The 16,900-nt window shown below is 36.7% G+C and carries 16 protein-coding genes; 12 read left to right on the top strand and 4 right to left on the bottom strand.

The genetic code is table 11. From position 1 onward, the window contains the following. Positions 1-91: 91 nt before the first annotated feature. The gene (locus FHX64_RS03860; protein WP_183412508.1) at positions 92-586 is read right to left on the bottom strand and encodes a TlpA family protein disulfide reductase; all 495 of its coding nucleotides are present in this window, start codon (positions 584-586) and stop codon (positions 92-94) included. 260 nt (positions 587-846) lie between these two features. Continuing rightward, positions 847-1,641, bottom strand: a complete 795-nt coding sequence (locus tag FHX64_RS03855; RefSeq protein ID WP_183412507.1) for a hypothetical protein — start codon at positions 1,639-1,641, stop codon at positions 847-849. Positions 1,642-2,427: 786 nt separating this feature from the next. On the opposite strand from FHX64_RS03855, the gene FHX64_RS03850 reads away from it, so the two are divergent. Further along, positions 2,428-3,138, top strand: coding sequence for a Crp/Fnr family transcriptional regulator (locus FHX64_RS03850; protein WP_183412506.1), 711 nt, complete (start codon positions 2,428-2,430; stop codon positions 3,136-3,138). Positions 3,139-3,178: 40 nt separating this feature from the next. On the opposite strand, the gene FHX64_RS03845 is transcribed toward FHX64_RS03850, so the two are convergent. Beyond that, a complete protein-coding gene (locus tag FHX64_RS03845) occupies positions 3,179-3,331 on the bottom strand; it encodes a hypothetical protein (protein WP_183412505.1) in 153 nt (50 codons plus the stop codon). Between the two features lie 792 nt (positions 3,332-4,123). Between FHX64_RS03845 and FHX64_RS03840 the strand changes: the two genes are divergently transcribed. From FHX64_RS03840 to FHX64_RS03790, 11 genes are all read left to right on the top strand, one after another. Further along, positions 4,124-4,738, top strand: a complete 615-nt coding sequence (locus FHX64_RS03840; protein WP_183412504.1) for a fibronectin type III domain-containing protein — start codon at positions 4,124-4,126, stop codon at positions 4,736-4,738. A 238-nt stretch (positions 4,739-4,976) separates the two neighbouring features. Further along, entirely contained in the window at positions 4,977-5,186 is a 210-nt protein-coding gene (locus tag FHX64_RS03835) for a hypothetical protein (RefSeq protein ID WP_183412503.1), read from the top strand. Between the two features lie 971 nt (positions 5,187-6,157). Beyond that, positions 6,158-6,877, top strand: coding sequence for a hypothetical protein (locus tag FHX64_RS03830; protein WP_183412502.1), 720 nt, complete (start codon positions 6,158-6,160; stop codon positions 6,875-6,877). A gap of 164 nt (positions 6,878-7,041) precedes the next feature. Continuing rightward, entirely contained in the window at positions 7,042-7,563 is a 522-nt protein-coding gene (locus tag FHX64_RS03825) for a hypothetical protein (protein WP_183412501.1), read from the top strand. Positions 7,564-9,040: 1,477 nt separating this feature from the next. Next, positions 9,041-9,793, top strand: coding sequence for an abortive infection system antitoxin AbiGi family protein (locus FHX64_RS03820; protein ID WP_183412500.1), 753 nt, complete (start codon positions 9,041-9,043; stop codon positions 9,791-9,793). Between the two features lie 165 nt (positions 9,794-9,958). Then, on the top strand, positions 9,959-10,387 hold the full coding sequence (locus tag FHX64_RS03815) for a hypothetical protein (RefSeq protein WP_183412499.1): 429 nt from the start codon (positions 9,959-9,961) through the stop codon (positions 10,385-10,387). Between the two features lie 48 nt (positions 10,388-10,435). Continuing rightward, positions 10,436-10,642: a hypothetical protein gene (locus FHX64_RS03810; protein WP_183412498.1), complete on the top strand. Its 207-nt coding sequence runs from the start codon at positions 10,436-10,438 to the stop codon at positions 10,640-10,642. 706 nt (positions 10,643-11,348) lie between these two features. Further along, entirely contained in the window at positions 11,349-11,774 is a 426-nt protein-coding gene (locus FHX64_RS03805) for a GxxExxY protein (RefSeq protein ID WP_221202141.1), read from the top strand. Between the two features lie 90 nt (positions 11,775-11,864). Then, the gene (locus FHX64_RS03800; RefSeq protein WP_221202140.1) at positions 11,865-12,293 is read left to right on the top strand and encodes a hypothetical protein; all 429 of its coding nucleotides are present in this window, start codon (positions 11,865-11,867) and stop codon (positions 12,291-12,293) included. Between the two features lie 156 nt (positions 12,294-12,449). Next, the gene (gene bla, locus FHX64_RS03795; RefSeq protein ID WP_183413516.1) at positions 12,450-13,358 is read left to right on the top strand and encodes a class A beta-lactamase, subclass A2; all 909 of its coding nucleotides are present in this window, start codon (positions 12,450-12,452) and stop codon (positions 13,356-13,358) included. 286 nt (positions 13,359-13,644) lie between these two features. Beyond that, positions 13,645-14,622: an aromatic ring-hydroxylating oxygenase subunit alpha gene (locus FHX64_RS03790; RefSeq protein WP_183412496.1), complete on the top strand. Its 978-nt coding sequence runs from the start codon at positions 13,645-13,647 to the stop codon at positions 14,620-14,622. A gap of 267 nt (positions 14,623-14,889) precedes the next feature. Here FHX64_RS03790 and FHX64_RS03785 read toward each other — a convergent pair whose 3' ends face one another. Beyond that, positions 14,890-16,089, bottom strand: a complete 1,200-nt coding sequence (locus FHX64_RS03785) for an IS4 family transposase (RefSeq protein ID WP_183411863.1) — start codon at positions 16,087-16,089, stop codon at positions 14,890-14,892. Between the last annotated feature and the right edge of the window lie 811 nt (positions 16,090-16,900).

The raw sequence follows: 16,900 nt of genomic DNA, 5'->3' as shown, positions 1-16,900 counted from the left end.
AGTTATAACCCTCAGTCCTTCGGCTTTCGACCTTTTGACTTTCTATCTTTGACTTTCGACCTGTTCCTGATTTTCAACGGCTTCTGCTTGTCTATTTCAACCTTTTGAGTAATGTTATTACATCATCTAAAGGGATACTTTGCTGATAGGAGCATACTTCATTCCCATCTTTATCATATAATGCAAGATAGGGAAGTGCAGAAATCTGTAAATAATTCCATATTGTTAATCGCGGTGCTTCTGTTCCGACAACTACATTACTGTATTGCTTCACATTATAGCGATCAGCAAATGCAATCATCTCCTGCATGGACATAGCATTAATCATAACAATGTTTGCCGTGTCAAAATGATGAATTTTCGGGAAAAAAGAATCCATGAACTCCAGGCACTCACCACAGTCGGGAGAGAAATAGATAAGAATCGTTGGTTTTCCGCCCGGAAGGTCTTTGGCATTAAAAACATGTCCATTGGTTTGGGTAATTCGGAATGGAGGCATCTTTGCCTGTTCGGCATGCAGGCTTATACTTCCCATCCACAGGAGGCTTAACACAATAAACAGGGCATAACGGATTTTAAGCGACATAGCTATGAAGTTATATGATTTGGAATAGCATACAAATGTACGTTTTTCCTTTTAAATGGATCTCAAACTCCCTGAAGGATAATGGTGTTGACATAAATAAATATATTCTCTTTGTGGCATAAAGATAATAAAAACAGACAGATCGCTCGCCATTAACAATAAAATTCAGAAATGCAAAATGGGAGATATTATCGGATTGTTAGAAAATGAATTTGCGACGGTAAATAGCGGTTTATAGGCAATAAAAGGGAAAAAAGAAATTACTTATCAAACATTTCTATCCAACTTCCTAATTGAAGATAGTAAACTTTATCATTCTTAAACCTTACCAGAATAGTATAAATAATATCATGGCAATGAACCCTCTTTGCTGTTTTTGTATTCATATATTTAGTATACCAAGCTGTAATATCTGACATATTTGCTAAAACTACATAATGTATATCATAGAGATTCTGCGTTGCTAATCCTAATGAATGAAAGAATGTCTTTTTATTTTGTCCCACCTGAATGGATTGAAATCTAAATAATGTATCACGTATAAATGCATACTCCAAAGTGTATTTGTTTTTTCTCTTATTATTATTTATCACGATAGAGTCTGAATGATTTTTTAGATAAATAAAATAAGGCAAATCATCTTCATGTGAAATATGAAAATATTTTGGATAAACATGCTTCAGGGTAATTTCACTAATAGCAGGTGAAAAAGCATTTCCATTATTAGCACACACGTATTGTTCATCTACTAATACATACAATGTATCGTGTGACTGCAAGCTTAGAAATACTCCATTTTTCAATGATCTTACATATGAATTGCTATCTGTTTTTGAAGGATATACTCTCATTCCTTTGTATATAACATCTTCATTAGAGTTACTATATACAAAAGAATCTGGCACATTTACACACCTTCCTTTTTTTATCAAACTTGCATGATTTATTGATTTGTTTGTCGTATTATTTCTACTGCCATATATAGTAGTAGAAACCACAAAAAAGAAAAGGGCAGCTACAATAATCGTATTTTCTTTTACTATTTTAGAATCCATATCTTGTTTTCTCCTTGTCCATATCTTATTTATTCAACATTCACACATATGAAAACATGCCGATATCTAAAAAGAACGATATCATAAATTGGTAAATTGACTGAAATTTCAGTGGTTATAGTTGCTACACAAATTCTAAAAAAAATGCTGCAACGCAAAGATACATCAATACTTTCAGAGATAACCGGCTTTATTGCTGTAAGTGAAAAAGCTATAGGAACAATGTTCAGTTTCATACGTTTATGTTTTTAAAAGTTGCCGTATGAAATTTGAATTCCATATCTGATAATTTGGATCAGGTAACCATTTCAGAACCTTATTTTGGATGTAGCTTAACCCTTAGTAGGAAAACCAATAACCACACTGGGAATTAACCTTATTCCCTTATTCCATACGATAATAATTTGTTTGTAGGAGGATGTAAAGGATTCATATCCCAACATTATTATACTGGGATGTGAAAATTTACTGCTTGTTTCATGTAATAAGGGAATAAGGTTTGCCTGATCTTCATATGACCTATTGCTACTAAGGTTCAACTACTTACAAAATAAGGTTTAAATCTCAAAAGTCTAAAGCAACCGGGTTAATTGAGCTTGCGAAAGTTGAATAACTGAATAACAGAACAAGGAGACAATGGAAATTATATCTTGAATGAGTTGAAATGGTTTTAGAAAGGTTTTTCCCAAATAATAGGTTTGCTATTGTTATTGATTTGTAATTAATTAACCCTTAACCCATTTGTTGATCTTATTACATTTCATAAATTTGTGTTTTGTATTTATCATGTTGACACAATTTCTTGAACATAACCTTCACCTGCAAGAGTGCGCCAATAGCTATCTCTCACCTCAATATGAGCAATTAATCCGCTTGGTACGGGACTTTGAACGCAAAGTACCCAATGTCCTGTCAACCTATTTTATCCCATGCCGGTTTAAGAAGAATGAGTTATTTTTACATGAAGGGAGTTGCGCCCGTTATGTCTGGTTGATAGCCAGTGGGGTAGTATGCAGCTCTGCCAACGGCAGCAACGAGACAACCACTACCGGTTTCTATTTCCCGGGCGATTTTGTCGGTTCATACTTCAGCATGCAGTTAAAGTGCGCTTCGGAACACAATCTGGAAATGGTGCAGGAGGGGCTGCTTTACCGGATAGCGGTCTGTGACCTTAAGCGCCTGCAACAGCAATATCCGGAACTGATGCGTATTGAACAGATTGTCATGGCATGCCACAACTCCTACCGTCACAATCATAACCTTTTGTTGTTGCAAAATGATGCCACCGAACGCTACCGGATAGTGACAGAGCGTTATCCGCAATTACTCTCCTCGGTTTACAAACGCAAAATTGCATCCTACATCGCCATTGAGCCCCCTTCGCTAAGTCGTGTGATAAAGGAGTTTGCCCGGAAACAGATCCATTCGAATGGGCCTATACCCGGTAAAATTATACACTCCATCCTGCTTTGTCTGGGCTTCATCACCGACACATAGCAGGTTGCGTTCCCTTTCCGGCTGTTTTTGCCCCATCCGGTCAACAGATGCATCCATGTCCCTGCGGGAAAAGGACATAAGCACATCCGCGATGGAAAATAGCCCGCCGTAAATCTTCCCCCACACCATTCCCACGCCACATCATTGCCCCATTCACAAAAGCTTTGAAGGATTTCAGGAATTGACTTCCCATGGCAAATAATCTATCGTTTCATTCCCCCTGAGGATATATTATAAAAAAACATAAATAACATCCGGCATCCCGTGGCCTTAACAAATGGTAAAGGTTTTGAGGTGTTGCTGCCTTTCCTTTGCGTCGGGAATCAGACAGGTGATCTGTTTCCTGATGCTCTTTGACACTCTTTTTCTTCCATATCGGGTAAAAAAAACATTTTACAAGGTGAATTTCGCCAATGTAAGCTTACATAGTGACAATGTAAGCTTGCAAAGTAACAATGTAAGCTTACATAGTAACAATGTAAACCTGCAAAGTGACAATGTAAGCTTGCAAAGTAACAATGTAAGCTCACATAGTAACAATGTAAGCCTGCAAAGTGACAATGTAAGCTCACATAGTAACAATGTAAGCTTGCAAAGTAACAATGTAAGCTTACATAGTAACAATGTAAGCTTGCAAAGTGACAATGTAAGGCTGCATAATAACAATGTAAGCTTGCAAAGCACTTTTGTAAAGAAGGGCTGTGGGTCTGTTCAGTAAAGTATGTCAGGAAAGGGCTTTCATTGATATTCTATCCCGGGCCTATTGAATAAACTGTGTCAGCAAAGGGAAGTTAAACGCCTGAAGATGCGATGTGCCCACAATTTATTTATTCATTCCGCAAAAAAATAACAGGGTGTCCGGCTGAGATGCGATAAACCCAAACAACACAGGCAGGGAAGAAAGGAGATAAGGAAAAGAAACTCTATCCGCAGATAGGGCGGTGATTATATGTTCTATTTTTTAATATCTAAATTTTATTATGGTATGAGAAAGCCAAAGTTAGTGCTTAGTTTTGTTCGTTTATCTATTTGGGAAAAGATTGCTTACTACCGCAATGTGGTGGCAAAAATGAAGGATAATACCCTTTTCCCCACACCCGATGTGCCAATCGCTGATGCTGAAAAGAAACTGGATGAATTTGAAACGGCAGCGCAGAAAGCCCGTGACGGGAGCACGGCCGACACGGCCCTGATGCATCAGACAGAGGAAGAAACCGATGCTATCTTCCGGAAACTGGCAGCGTATGTGGAGCGGATTGCCGATGGGGACGAGGCCATTATTTTGCAAGCGGGCTTTACCCTTTCAAAAGATCCTTCTCCCCGTAAACAGCCCATATTGATGGTTGAAGATGGTGCAATGTCCGGATCGGTTCGTTTGCGCCGCAAAGCGGTTACAGGATCCCGTTCGTATATCTGGCAAATAATCGTTGGGGCATTGCCGGCTTCCGAAAAAGATTGGGTTACATTAGGTGTTTCCACGCAAGTGGAATATATTGCCGAAAACCTCACCATCGGGACCCGTTATTATTTTCGCTCGGCTGCCGTTACCAAGGACGGAACCTCTGCATTTTGCGAACCGGTGAGCCGTATTGTGCAATGATTGGTGTGAGGTGTCTCCTTAACGGGGAGCGCTTCCCATAATTTTGCCTGTAACAAAATCCATAGGATTGCACATCGTGAAAGCGTGGCTTCGAGGTCACGCTTTTATGGTATAAAAATTGGTGGTTTAGTAGAAATCAGAACAGTAGGAAGTTAAAGAAGACACATTCAATGGACAATGAAAACAATCTGCTTAATTATCATGTGTGCCCGGATTTCAAATTATAAATGAATGGAAGATGTCACCGCTACGCGGCTGTTTTGATGTGATGGGTATCGTTTTCTACGAAGATGCCAGAGCTACGCTCCTGCTTTATGGCTATATTCATATGTTTACAAAACATCCTTTACCGGTTAAGGGACGTAGTCCTGTAATCTTAATAGGATACAATGTTCTATTCCATCACATAGGAGCGTTAGCTCTGACATCTTTAAATCATGACAATTGACAATAAAAGAAAGCCAGAAACTTAGAAGATACATGAACAGCACGAAGCTAAAGAAGATATAAGAACAGCAGGAAGTTGTAACCCTCAATCACTCAGTCCCTCGATCCTTCAATCTTTCCGGGGACGAGCGAAGCGGATGGGGTTGGAGCATCAAATAACCGAATTACAAAATAACTGAATAGTAAGAAGTTAAAGAAGTTGAGAAACTAAGAAAAAACAAGATAATGATAGAGAAGTCTTCTCTAAAAGTAGATTTTCGCTTTCTTTTTGTTCGCTTTGCCAAAAAAATTCAATGTAGGCGAAAAATAATGCCAAAAATGTTTGGATGTCTAAAAAATAATCGTGAACTTTAAGGCCGTATTATCTTAACAATATGGTATGTTACAGGGTTGCTTTGATAGCAATCGGGAACAATGTCAGCAGCATGATTTGTGTGATTGAAACAAATGTCAGCACTGTGATTTATATGATTGAAACAAATGTCTGCACCATGATTTATATGATTCAATGATTAGGATGATTAAAGGAAGTGATAAGTGTTCTGACAACAGGGAAAAGCCATTGATACTGATCATGGATTATTATGTATAACACACAAAAATCAATGGAATCCTATCATCATAAAAATCACAGTGCGGACACCGATTGAACAAAGGCCGGAGAAGAGAGGATCTTATGGTGAAAATAAAATGGCTGTATCTTGATTGATAAGATTGAGAAAAATCCCCGCAGCAGCAAAGCTATCGGGATTTATGCCGATATAACAAACAAGAGATTTGAACAGATAAAAAACCCATTGGATAAGTTAGAAATATAAATAGTTAACGTTTGGATATACGCCATAAATCAAATAGCTGAATATTATTTAACATGTTGTATTTCAATAGCTATCCGATTCTTATAAGGCAAATATATGCCCATGCAATGGCGTATACACAGATGTTAGCATTCATTGTAAAAAAGCGTACTACATGAAGGAATTTGACAAAATATTATGGGGATTCATCTTTTCTGTGATTGGAATTGCTTTTGGATGGATGCTTAATCAAGTTGGACAGTGGTTTAGAACAAGACAGGAAGATAAAAAAAATTTAAAAGTTGTTCTATACAATCTTCTTGAGACTTATTTCATATTCATTCGAAGTGATTTTGATAAGTTCGTTCAGAAAATTACAGATAAGGTGCATTCCAAAATTCCTGTGAATGAGCAAACTCCAGAAATGAAAATGATTATGCAATCAATCTATACTAGGATATTGATTGATTATTTGAAACCTGAGTTGATTAAAGATTTAAAGGTAATTCAAGAAGGATATCAAGATTCGATTAAAACTTTAGCGACAATTGACCCTTTAACTGCTTATTATTTGAATGGTAAAACAAAGGTGATTGAGACTTTTGATAATATCCAAAACTTGTTTGATAATTTGAAAGAGCAATTTCCAAACGATAAAAACGAAATAGAGATTGGAGTCAAACAGGTTATGGAAACTTTAAAACCAGATCTTTTTCAAGACACTTTAAATGACCTAGAAATGGACATAAGAGATATTGCTTGGAAAATTAATCCATATGTTTGGTTCAAGTCAACACGAATGATAAAGAGATTGAAATTAAGATTAAATGAACGGCTTGACAATGAAATTGATGAATTATTTACCAAATTGATGCCTATGTCAGGTGGACAATAAAAGAAAAAAACAACTACTACATGGTATAGTGCATGCGGGTTTCAGAGGTTTTCGAGCGTTTGTGGCTCGTAAAAAAAGTAAGTGTAAACTGATAGGAAATCGTTTCGTAATCCCGCACGACACCATACCATCAACGTTAGCTGCAACCATAAAGAAATAAAGAGATGGCAATTGACAAAATTATTACTTTAGTAGGAATTTTAGTATCATTGATAATTGGACTAACAAGTATATACATTGGAGTACAAAATTCTAAAAAAACAATATTCATAAATTCCGTCACGACTTTGAGAGCGAAATGGATGGACACAATTAGAAATGCAATAGCAGAATATTGTAGTTTGACTTATCTTATCACTATTGCAACTAAAAGCGTCCAAGCAGAGAAACTTTTCAAATTACAACAACTAAGATATTTAATCAAATTACAACTTGACAAAAATGACAAGATTGACAGCCTGATTGTTAATTCCGTCGATTCTATTTATAATAGTGTACTTAACTCTGATTTCAAAAATACGACAGTTGAAATAGATAAACTAATATGCCTTACTCAAGATTTATTGAAACTTGAGTGGGAAGGAGTAAAAGAAGAGACAAAAAAGGGGAATCTATCAAAGAGAGAAAAAAATAGACTATATAATCGTCACTTAAAAAAATATCAAAATGGAGACGAAACTGTTTAATAAATCGTTGAAATTCATTCTCTGCGTCTTGATAATTTTTGGTTCCATTTTAATTGGTATTGGTATTGGAATGCTGACCAATAGATTATTGGAAGCGATTTTTATAAGTATCGGATTAGGATTATTTATTATTGCAACTTTACTCATATTTATTGAGTATGGTGAATATAGATGACAACTTGCGAATAATTACTTTACGGAGAGAAAAAATGGCTGCAGCTAATACTTAGGCTTCCTGCGGTCGGGACGACCCAGCAAGGAAGCGTCGGTTGAACCGTATTAGTTGCGTTGATTTTCAATTCACTTTGTCACAGTGCCGACACCGATTGAACAAAGGCCGGAGAAGAGAAGATCTTATTATGAAAATAAAATGACTGTGGTGAGATTCGTAAGATTGGGGAAAATGTCAGCACCATGATTTATATGATTCAATGATTGGGATGATTAAAGGAGGTGATAAGTGTTTTGACAACAGGGAAAAGCCATTGATGCTGATCGTGGATTATTACGTATAACACAAAAAAATCAATGGAATCCTATCATCATAAAAATCACAGTGCCGACACCGATTGAATAAAAGCCGGAGAAGAGAAGATCTTATGGTGGAAATAAAATGGCTGTGGTGAGATTCGTGTGATTGAGGGAAAACGTCAGCACGGTAATTTGTATGATTCAATGATTGGGGGGAAAATGTCAGCACCATGATTTATATGATTCAATGATTTGGATGATTAAAGCGGAATATGATGATTCCGACGATAGGAAAAGCAGCTTATGCAAATAACGCATTATTATGTATAACACACAAAAATCAATGGAATCCTATCATCATAAAAATCACAGTGCGGACACCGATTGAACAAAGGCCGGAAAAGAGAAGATCTTATTATGAAAATAAAATGGCTGTATCTTGATTTATAAGATTGGAAAAAATGTCAGCACCTTGATTTATATGATTGAAACAAATGTCAGCACCTTGATTTATGTGATTAAATGATGGGGATGATTAAAGGAGGTGATAAGTGTTTTGACAACAGGGAAAAGCCATTGATGCTGATCGTGGATTCTTATGTATAACATACAAAAATCAAAAGAATCTCTTCATCATAAAAATCACAGTGCGGACACCGATTGAATAAATGCCGGAGAAAAGAAGATCTTATTATGAAAATAAAATGGCTGTAGTGAGATTTGTAAAATTGGGGAAAATCCCCGCAGCAGCAAAGCTATCGGGATTTATACCGATATAACAAACAAGGGATTTGAACAGATAAAAAACCCATTGGACAAGTTAGAAATATAAATAGTTAACGTTTGGATATACGCCATCAATCAAATAGCTTCAGATTATTCAACATGTTGTATTTCAGTAGATATTCGATTTTAATAAGGCAAATATATGCGCCATGCAATGGCGTATACACAGATGTTAGCGGCAAGTTCAAATAGCAACGAAACATTAATTAAATGATAAAATATGGCACTATATCCTGACATACTATTTCACTTCACGACAAAACAAAGTCTTGAGGCCATTCTTAGTGAAACATTTAAAGTTTCTTATGCCAGAGAACGCATAATAGGTGGAAGAAAGGAAAAAGAATTTGCTGTTCCTATGGTTTCATTTAGTGATCTTCGACTATCTGAACTTAAAGAAAACATAGGTACTTATGGAAAATTTGGAATAGGAATGACGAAAGAATGGGCTGTAAGAAAAGGCTTAAATCCTGTAATGTATGCAAACAAAGAGAGTTTGTTTACTGAAAACTTTATCAGCGGAATTGAAGACTTTTTCAAACTTGTAGCTTATTCAAATGATGAAACAGGCAAATATGAAACAGCTTATAATAATACAATTAACACTTTGCGGTACATTAAAAATTATAAAGGTGACTTAATCAGACCAGATAAACCCATAAAGAAGAATTACGTTTTTGCTAATGAAAGAGAATGGAGATTCGTTCCATCTCTTTCTGAGAATTGCCTTGCTTTTGTTCCAATTAATAAAATACGGCCTTCAGAACAAAAGGCAGAATACAACCGAAAAGTAGCACATATACAACTAAGCTTTCAACCTGACGACATAAAATATCTGATAGTTGAAAAAGACAGTGATATCAACCCATTAATCTCACACTTAAGACAGGTTAAAGACAGGTTTTCGCCCGACACTATAGACAGGCTTGCAAGTAGAATTTTGACATATGAACAAATTGAAAATGATATATAAAAAACCAAGCCGCTACAAAGGCTATATGCAATAAGGGTTTCAGTGGTAATTCAAGCATTCTGCCCCGTATTAACTTCAGTGTAGGTGGACAGGAAAGCAGCCCACAATCCCCAACTATATATAGTTCCGTCCGTTGGCACTAATATTAAACTGACGACACTCACGATGATTAAGAGAATTGAAACTATTGACAAAGATGGAATTAAAAAAACATTCGATGTATTAGAAGAACCACTTTCCGTAGATAAATATCAAGGTGTTTATTTTAAAATATTTGAACCGAATTCTAAACATTGGAAGCATTTTGTATTTAAAATATTATTCGTACAGGACTCAAAAATCCTTATTTATATGATAGACAATCAGAATATTCCAGAGGTCTCTAGACAAGGTATTGTAAAATCAATGATAGAAGAAGTAAGAACAACGTACAAAAAGACAATTATTTCTTCGACAAATATTAATGAATTTAAGCATGTCGATTCCGAAGGAAGAGTTAATAATGTTACAAAATTCTGGAAGAAGTGGGCTAAAGAAAATGGTCAAATTCAATACAATAAAAACGAAGGAAGATTTTACTATTATTTTTCATGAGTTTTATTTTTCAAAATGGATGCTATTTATATTAAAACATTAAAAAATATGGAAAAGATATTTAACAAAGTCATTAATGATATGAGAACAATATTAAATGACAAATATAACGGTATTGCGACAGAGGAGTTTATCAAATTAGCTAAAGAGACGAAAGAGAAATTTAAGGACAATTTACAAGATATCAATGATCTTTCTATTGATCAATCTTTATTGATCGACAAGATGTTTGATGAATTTATTGAGAGTTTATAGAAGTACTGGTGCCAACAAAGTGTAGCAGTCAATAAGGGTTTCAGTGGTATGCGAAGCTCATCACCCGCATCAATTTTTCGTCTCGATTGATAGAAACGTCGCTCCGCAATCCCTTACTGGCCATACCGCAAAAGTTGTATGCTACTTTAAAACGATACTAGAACATGGATTTAAAATTACAATCCACTAAATTGACGAATCGTTATGCATGAGATAAGGAAAATCAATGGAATCCTATCATCATAGAAATCACAGTGCCGACACCGATTGAACAAAGGCCGGAGAAGAGAAGATCTTATGGTGAAAATAAAATGGCTGTGGTGAGATTCGTAAGATTGAGGGAAAACGTCAGCACTGTGATTTGTGTGATTGAAACAAATGTCAGCACCATGATTTATGTGATTAAATGATGGGGATGATTAAAGGAGGTGATAAGTGTTTTGACAACAGGGAAAAGCCATTGATGCTGATCGTGGATTCTTATGTATAACACAAAAAATCAATTGAATCCTATCATTATAAAAATCACAGTGCCGACACCGATTGAACAAAAGCCGGAGAAGAGAAGATCTTATGGTGGAAATAAAATGGCTGTGGTGAGATTTATAAGATTATATAATGGAAATGATTAACGAGGAATATCAGTATTCCAAACTTACAAGTAAGATTATCGGATGTGCCATGAAAGTTCATTCTGCATTAGGGAATGGCTTTACTCACTGAGTGTCTATTTTTTATTGGTGTTCGTGAATGCTCCGCATTTCAGGAAGTCATTTACCAAAGAGCCATGGCAATAGAAATGGAAGATGCAGAACTAAAGTTCAGCAGGGAACATGAGATGCCGATATATTACAAACGACAACAGATTGGCACACGGAGAGTTGATTTCCTGGTAGAAGATGTTGTATCGCTTGAGATAAAAGCTGTGACCTTATTGGAAGATGTCCATTTGGCACAAGCGAAGAATTATCTGGAAGCCTATGACCTTGAGGTGGGACTATTAATTAATTTTGGAGCTAAAAGCCTGCAACAAAAAAGACTTATCAATAAAAAGTTCAAACAGGCCAACCAAGGCAACCCTGAGATCAAAAACAGGCAGGCAGACGAAAGTAACATCAATGGAATCATTTAATTATTCCAATTATAGTGCTGACACCGATTGAGCCGATTAAACATACAATCAAAATTATTACACAAAATGAAAAGACGATACCTAATTTCAATGATTCCATTATTGTTTGCGATAATGGCCTTTGCAGGATGCCAACAAGACTCCAGTAACGTAAAAGGATACTATGATGCAATGCATTATGTGACTGAAGGCGGCGGACAGTTGGACTTTAAATTGTATCCGACGGATAATCCCGAAGAACTTAAAGCCGTGATTAGCCGTTATGCATTTCGGGATACTGTAGCCCAGTTTAATATTGATCTCAACAGCAGCAACACATCCTCTTTTTCGTCGTTGCAGAAAGCGATGAACAATCAAATACAAATCAATGGTGATTTTAGACAATCCACTTTACCTACAGGTTCATGGACACATATTTATCTTGACTCAAAAGGTCAGGAAGTGGAAGTGACCAACACTTGGCTAAGGGATTCATTGCTTGTGTTTGGGGATATAGTGAGGGAGTTGTTGAGAAAGTGAATGAAAGTTACCCCTAAATCTCCTAAAGGGGACTTCAATCTGGCAATATAAGGATTATCAGCTAAATAAAAAGGATGAGATAGCCCCTTTTAAGGGGTTGGAGATAGATAAGTTGAAATAAAAAACAAAGGACAGATCAGTGAACTCATGGTACCGATAAAAATAGCATCCCGTATGATACGGAAAACAGTTATCCTGTTGTGCATCGTTTTTCCCCTTATCCCGGTAAAAGCAGAAGTGAACGGTTTACAGACGGAAATCGGGCATTTGATAAAGACAAAGAAAGCAACAGTAGGTGTTTCAGTTGTTGCTAATCATTACCGGGACACCATTACCATCAATGGCAACGTGCATTTCCCGATGCAAAGCGTTTTTAAGTTTCCCATTGCACTGGCAATCCTTTCAAAAATTGATAAAGGCACATTAACACTCAATCAGAAAGTACACATCACAGAGAAAGATTTGCCGGCAAAGACATGGAGTCCGATTAAAGACAAATTTCCCCGGGGAACAGTGTTGACTATCGGACAAATTCTTGAATACACCGTCACACAAAGCGATAATGTGGGATGCGACGTGTTGTTACGGCTGATTGGCGGCCCGAAAGCAGTGGAAACATTTTTACAGCGTAATGGATATAACGATATTTCTATAAAAACCAATGAGGAGGGAATGCATCAGCAATGGAACGCACAATACAGGAACTGGTCAACACCGGTTGCCATGACAAACCTGCTGGTAGGTGCCTATACCAACCGTAACGGATTGTTGTCGGCAAAGAGTTATGATCTTCTCTGGAGATTGATGAAAGCAACATCCACAGGGGCAAAAGAACTGAAGGGACAATTACCTCCGGGAACCGTTATTGCGCATAAAACGGGTAGTTCGGGGATGAATGGCAAAGGAATGACTGCTGCGCTGAACGATGCAGGGATTATTTTTCTTCCTGATGGAACGCCTCTTTTCATTACAGTGTATGTATCCAACTCAACAGAGAGCCCGGAAAAAAATGAAAAGATTATTTCGGACATAGCAAAACAGGTTTGGGATCATTATGTAAAATGATGTGGCAAAGCATTGTCTTCTCTTCATGATAAGGGAAAAGTAATCTGAAAAATAAAAGACCAAACAGGATGAGATGGATAGAGGGAGACGAATAGGGCAGGGAGGTTATGTTTTCGGGAACAGGATAGTGCCTGATGATTTGGCGCAGGGTGGTCTCTTTGCCAAAGTTCCTGTAAACAGGGTCAGAAGCGGCACAAAAAGACATTTATAGCTTAAACAGCAAAGTTGGGAAGCAACGGGAAAGCATCGAAACAAGAAGGCAATAATCCATAAATCCACAGAAAGTATGATCTGCAATCAATGGTATGTAATACTCGAATCGAAGGAATTAAAAGCCAGGAAGCCTCTAAAGCTGAAGCGGTTGAACGAAGAGATCATTTTATGGAGAGATGATAAAGGAGAGGTGTGTTGTATTGAAGATAAATGTTGCCACCGCGGAGCTTCTTTTTCTTGTGCAGAGATTGTCCGGGGAAACCTGGAATGTCCTTTTCATGGATTCCTTTATGATAAGTACGGAAAGGTAACCCTGATCCCTGCCAACGGAAAAAACGCTAAAGTTCCCGAGTCCATGCAGGTAAAGTCATACGGAATGTATGAAGCCTATGGGTTGATTTGGATGTGGTATGGCGACAAAGAAAAAATGGAAGAAAAACCCTTCTTTTTTGAAGAATTGGAACATTTTTCCTATTCCGGTTTCAAAGATACATGGGGAGTTCATTATTCAAGAGCTATTGAAAACCAGCTTGATGTGGTTCATCTACCGTTTGTACACCGTACCACCATCGGACGGGGTAACAAAACATTGGTAAACGGTCCTGTAGTAAAAACTGAAAACGGTATGATCACTTTTTATGTGGATAACAGGGTGGATGATGGTCACACGAAGCCATTGAAACCGGATGAGGTCAGGGATTATGAAAAGCTGTTCCATCTGCAGTTTCATTTTCCCAACATATGGCAAAATTATATTTCGGATAAGATAAGAGCTTTTGCTGCTTTTGTGCCCGTTGATGACGAAAACAGCATTACTTACATCAGGTATTATCATCGCCTAACGAAAATACCGGTTCTAAGAGAGCTGATTGGTTATATCGGTAAAGTGACGAGCATTGTTATCCTGCGTCAGGACAAACGCGTAGTGATAACACAGAGACCTAAGAAATCGCAATACAGAATGGATGAAAAACTGATCATGGGCGACAAACCAATCATCGAATACCGGAAATACCGGCAGCAATTGATGGAAAAAAACAGGAAGGATTGATATATTGAAAAACCGGAGAAGCAGTGACGTGATTTAATAACTTAACCATTTAACGATCTTCTGTCCAGTCACTTCCCTTCATTACAAGAGAAAAAGCGATCTGAAAAACAAAAATGTGAAGTATTGCCGGAGAAAGTATTCAACTATTGTTCGATATCACCCGCTGCCGCAGATTTATAATTACGAGTGTTCGGAAGATTGATATATTGCTGTGATAAGCGTTCTTTGATATATATTTTTTTGATTGATACTGATTGCAGTCTTTTTTTAACGGAATACCAGCGATGGATCACCGCCACAAAAACGGACAATCAAGGCTATAATCAATTCATCCAGTTCAATGCCAAATCGTCTTTTGGCTGTTTTATAACCGACATTATTCAATCGCTTGTAAATCAACAACAACATGGATAGAATTAAAGTCATATAGAGAATAATCTTTATTCCGTTTTCATTGGTTGACATAAAGTGGCTGAAGTTCAATTCTTGTTTTATAAAACGGAAGAATACTTCAATATCCCAGCGTTTGCGGTATAAAGCAGTTATATTCTCAGCTGTTTCCCCTTTCAGATTGGTCAGAAACAAGAGGGTTTCTCCATCCTTGTTTTCGGTAGTTATCAGTCTGAAGGTTTCCCTGGTCAATTCTCTGGTTTTTCTATTATTGACCCGAGTATACAGATAAACGATTTCATCTTTAAGTAATTTCAAATCTCCGATTAATCTGTCGCCTTGTTCAAGAACTTCTACACTTTGATACGAAGCACCTGGATTCAAACGGGTAACAAAATCAATAGTATCACTTTGGAGTTCATCGAAAACACTTCGTTTATTGACTCCACGGTCAAATACATAAACCTGTTGCTTGTATTTGTGTGCATGATCTTTTATAACCTGTGGAATAGTAAGGCATTCATTGAGTTGACTTTGATCTAAAAACAGTTCCACATTACAGGGAAGTATGCCCTCAAATGCAACTGTAAACTTGGCTTGTTTTTTTGTAACTTTCTTGTTCCCGATTTTACCAACTCTCATTCCTTGTGACAGACGGGATGAAGTTTCAGCAACCATTGTTGAATCAACCCGGACAAGATTATATTTATCAAGTTCTTGCTGAGAATATAATTGACTAAGCTGATTATAAAAATGCTCGAACAGTTTTTCAAAGAAGCTAACGTCCATTATTGATAATCGCTCCGAGATAGAACTATAACGGACGGTTTTGCTTTGATCCAGATTGAATAAAAATTTAAATTTTACGCTATTAAAGATATCCTCCATTGTACGCAAACTGGTACGATCAGACTCTAATAAGGAATAGAGGATCATGTAAAACATGGAACGTCCATACAAAACCTTTGTGCAATAATCCACGTGGGTATTGGCGGCCAACGTACTTATTTTCTCATCAGGGATAACACTCAACAGTTCTTTTACTGTTATGTTTTTAATTGACTTATTTGGGTGCATCTAAACTCGTTTAATTTCGATGCAAAAATACCAAATAATTATATGTCAAAAACGATGTTATACATATTATTTATCAACAACTTACAGTGAATTATGTTGATAAATCAGGGTTATTTTCCGTTTTTGAAATTCCAGAGATAAAACAGTCTGTTTTTCCCCCTTTATTGCAACTGAAATTACTAATTTTGAATACTTAATAATCTTCCGAACACTCGTAATTTATAATCTGTGGTTTGGTCTGCAAGAGCAATAAAAACGTATAGAACAGGAATAGAAATGATAAGTTCCACAATCCTGAAGGAGTATATTTTGTAAGTTTTGCTGTTCTTGCATGCGTAGATGTTTTTACAAGAAATGAATATAAAGACATCCTTGTTGAAAGTGTTGATTTTTGTCAGATCATCTCGCAGAAGCTTGTAACTTGTGTGTTGCTTTGGGAAAGCAAGCATTTTCTTGTTCTGACGAACAACACACCGATTACAAATCGGTGCGAGCGGAGGAAAATAATGTCTGAATCAGAATTTACGGAATTGTAGAATTTGCGGAATAATAGAATACAGAGAGATAGAATCAGATACAGTAAATGAAACAGTAGCGGATGGAAAAGATTGCATAGAAAGTTTACCTGGACATTCGGGTAGCAGGACAACTGAGATATATTATGCATATTACAACAAAAGGATATACGCCATAAACAGAAATACCAGATAGATATAATGAGCTTAATTACAGCGAATGTAGCAAACTTATAAGGCAAATGTATGCGCCATACTATGGCGTATATACAATTGAGGGGCGTATACACAGATGT

Origin of the sequence: Microbacter margulisiae, assembly GCF_014192515.1 — a bacterium.
Classification (GTDB): domain Bacteria; phylum Bacteroidota; class Bacteroidia; order Bacteroidales; family Paludibacteraceae; genus Microbacter; species Microbacter margulisiae.
Note: the sequence above shows the minus strand (reverse complement) of the source record. Positions and strands in the feature narration are given on the sequence as shown.

Bases quoted from the DNA above. Each gene is read 5' to 3' on its own strand.
- FHX64_RS03860 (WP_183412508.1), bottom strand. From the start codon at position 586: ATGTCGCTTAAAATCCGTTATGCCCTGTTTATTGTGTTAAGCCTCCTG.
- FHX64_RS03855 (WP_183412507.1), bottom strand. From the start codon at position 1,641: ATGGATTCTAAAATAGTAAAAGAAAATACGATTATTGTAGCTGCCCTT.
- FHX64_RS03850 (WP_183412506.1), top strand. From the start codon at position 2,428: ATGTTGACACAATTTCTTGAACATAACCTTCACCTGCAAGAGTGCGCC.
- FHX64_RS03845 (WP_183412505.1), bottom strand. From the start codon at position 3,331: ATGGGAAGTCAATTCCTGAAATCCTTCAAAGCTTTTGTGAATGGGGCA.
- FHX64_RS03840 (WP_183412504.1), top strand. From the start codon at position 4,124: ATGAGAAAGCCAAAGTTAGTGCTTAGTTTTGTTCGTTTATCTATTTGG.
- FHX64_RS03835 (WP_183412503.1), top strand. From the start codon at position 4,977: ATGTCACCGCTACGCGGCTGTTTTGATGTGATGGGTATCGTTTTCTAC.
- FHX64_RS03830 (WP_183412502.1), top strand. From the start codon at position 6,158: ATGAAGGAATTTGACAAAATATTATGGGGATTCATCTTTTCTGTGATT.
- FHX64_RS03825 (WP_183412501.1), top strand. From the start codon at position 7,042: ATGGCAATTGACAAAATTATTACTTTAGTAGGAATTTTAGTATCATTG.
- FHX64_RS03820 (WP_183412500.1), top strand. From the start codon at position 9,041: ATGGCACTATATCCTGACATACTATTTCACTTCACGACAAAACAAAGT.
- FHX64_RS03815 (WP_183412499.1), top strand. From the start codon at position 9,959: ATGATTAAGAGAATTGAAACTATTGACAAAGATGGAATTAAAAAAACA.
- FHX64_RS03810 (WP_183412498.1), top strand. From the start codon at position 10,436: ATGGAAAAGATATTTAACAAAGTCATTAATGATATGAGAACAATATTA.
- FHX64_RS03805 (WP_221202141.1), top strand. From the start codon at position 11,349: ATGGCTTTACTCACTGAGTGTCTATTTTTTATTGGTGTTCGTGAATGC.
- FHX64_RS03800 (WP_221202140.1), top strand. From the start codon at position 11,865: ATGATTCCATTATTGTTTGCGATAATGGCCTTTGCAGGATGCCAACAA.
- FHX64_RS03790 (WP_183412496.1), top strand. From the start codon at position 13,645: ATGATCTGCAATCAATGGTATGTAATACTCGAATCGAAGGAATTAAAA.
- FHX64_RS03785 (WP_183411863.1), bottom strand. From the start codon at position 16,089: ATGCACCCAAATAAGTCAATTAAAAACATAACAGTAAAAGAACTGTTG.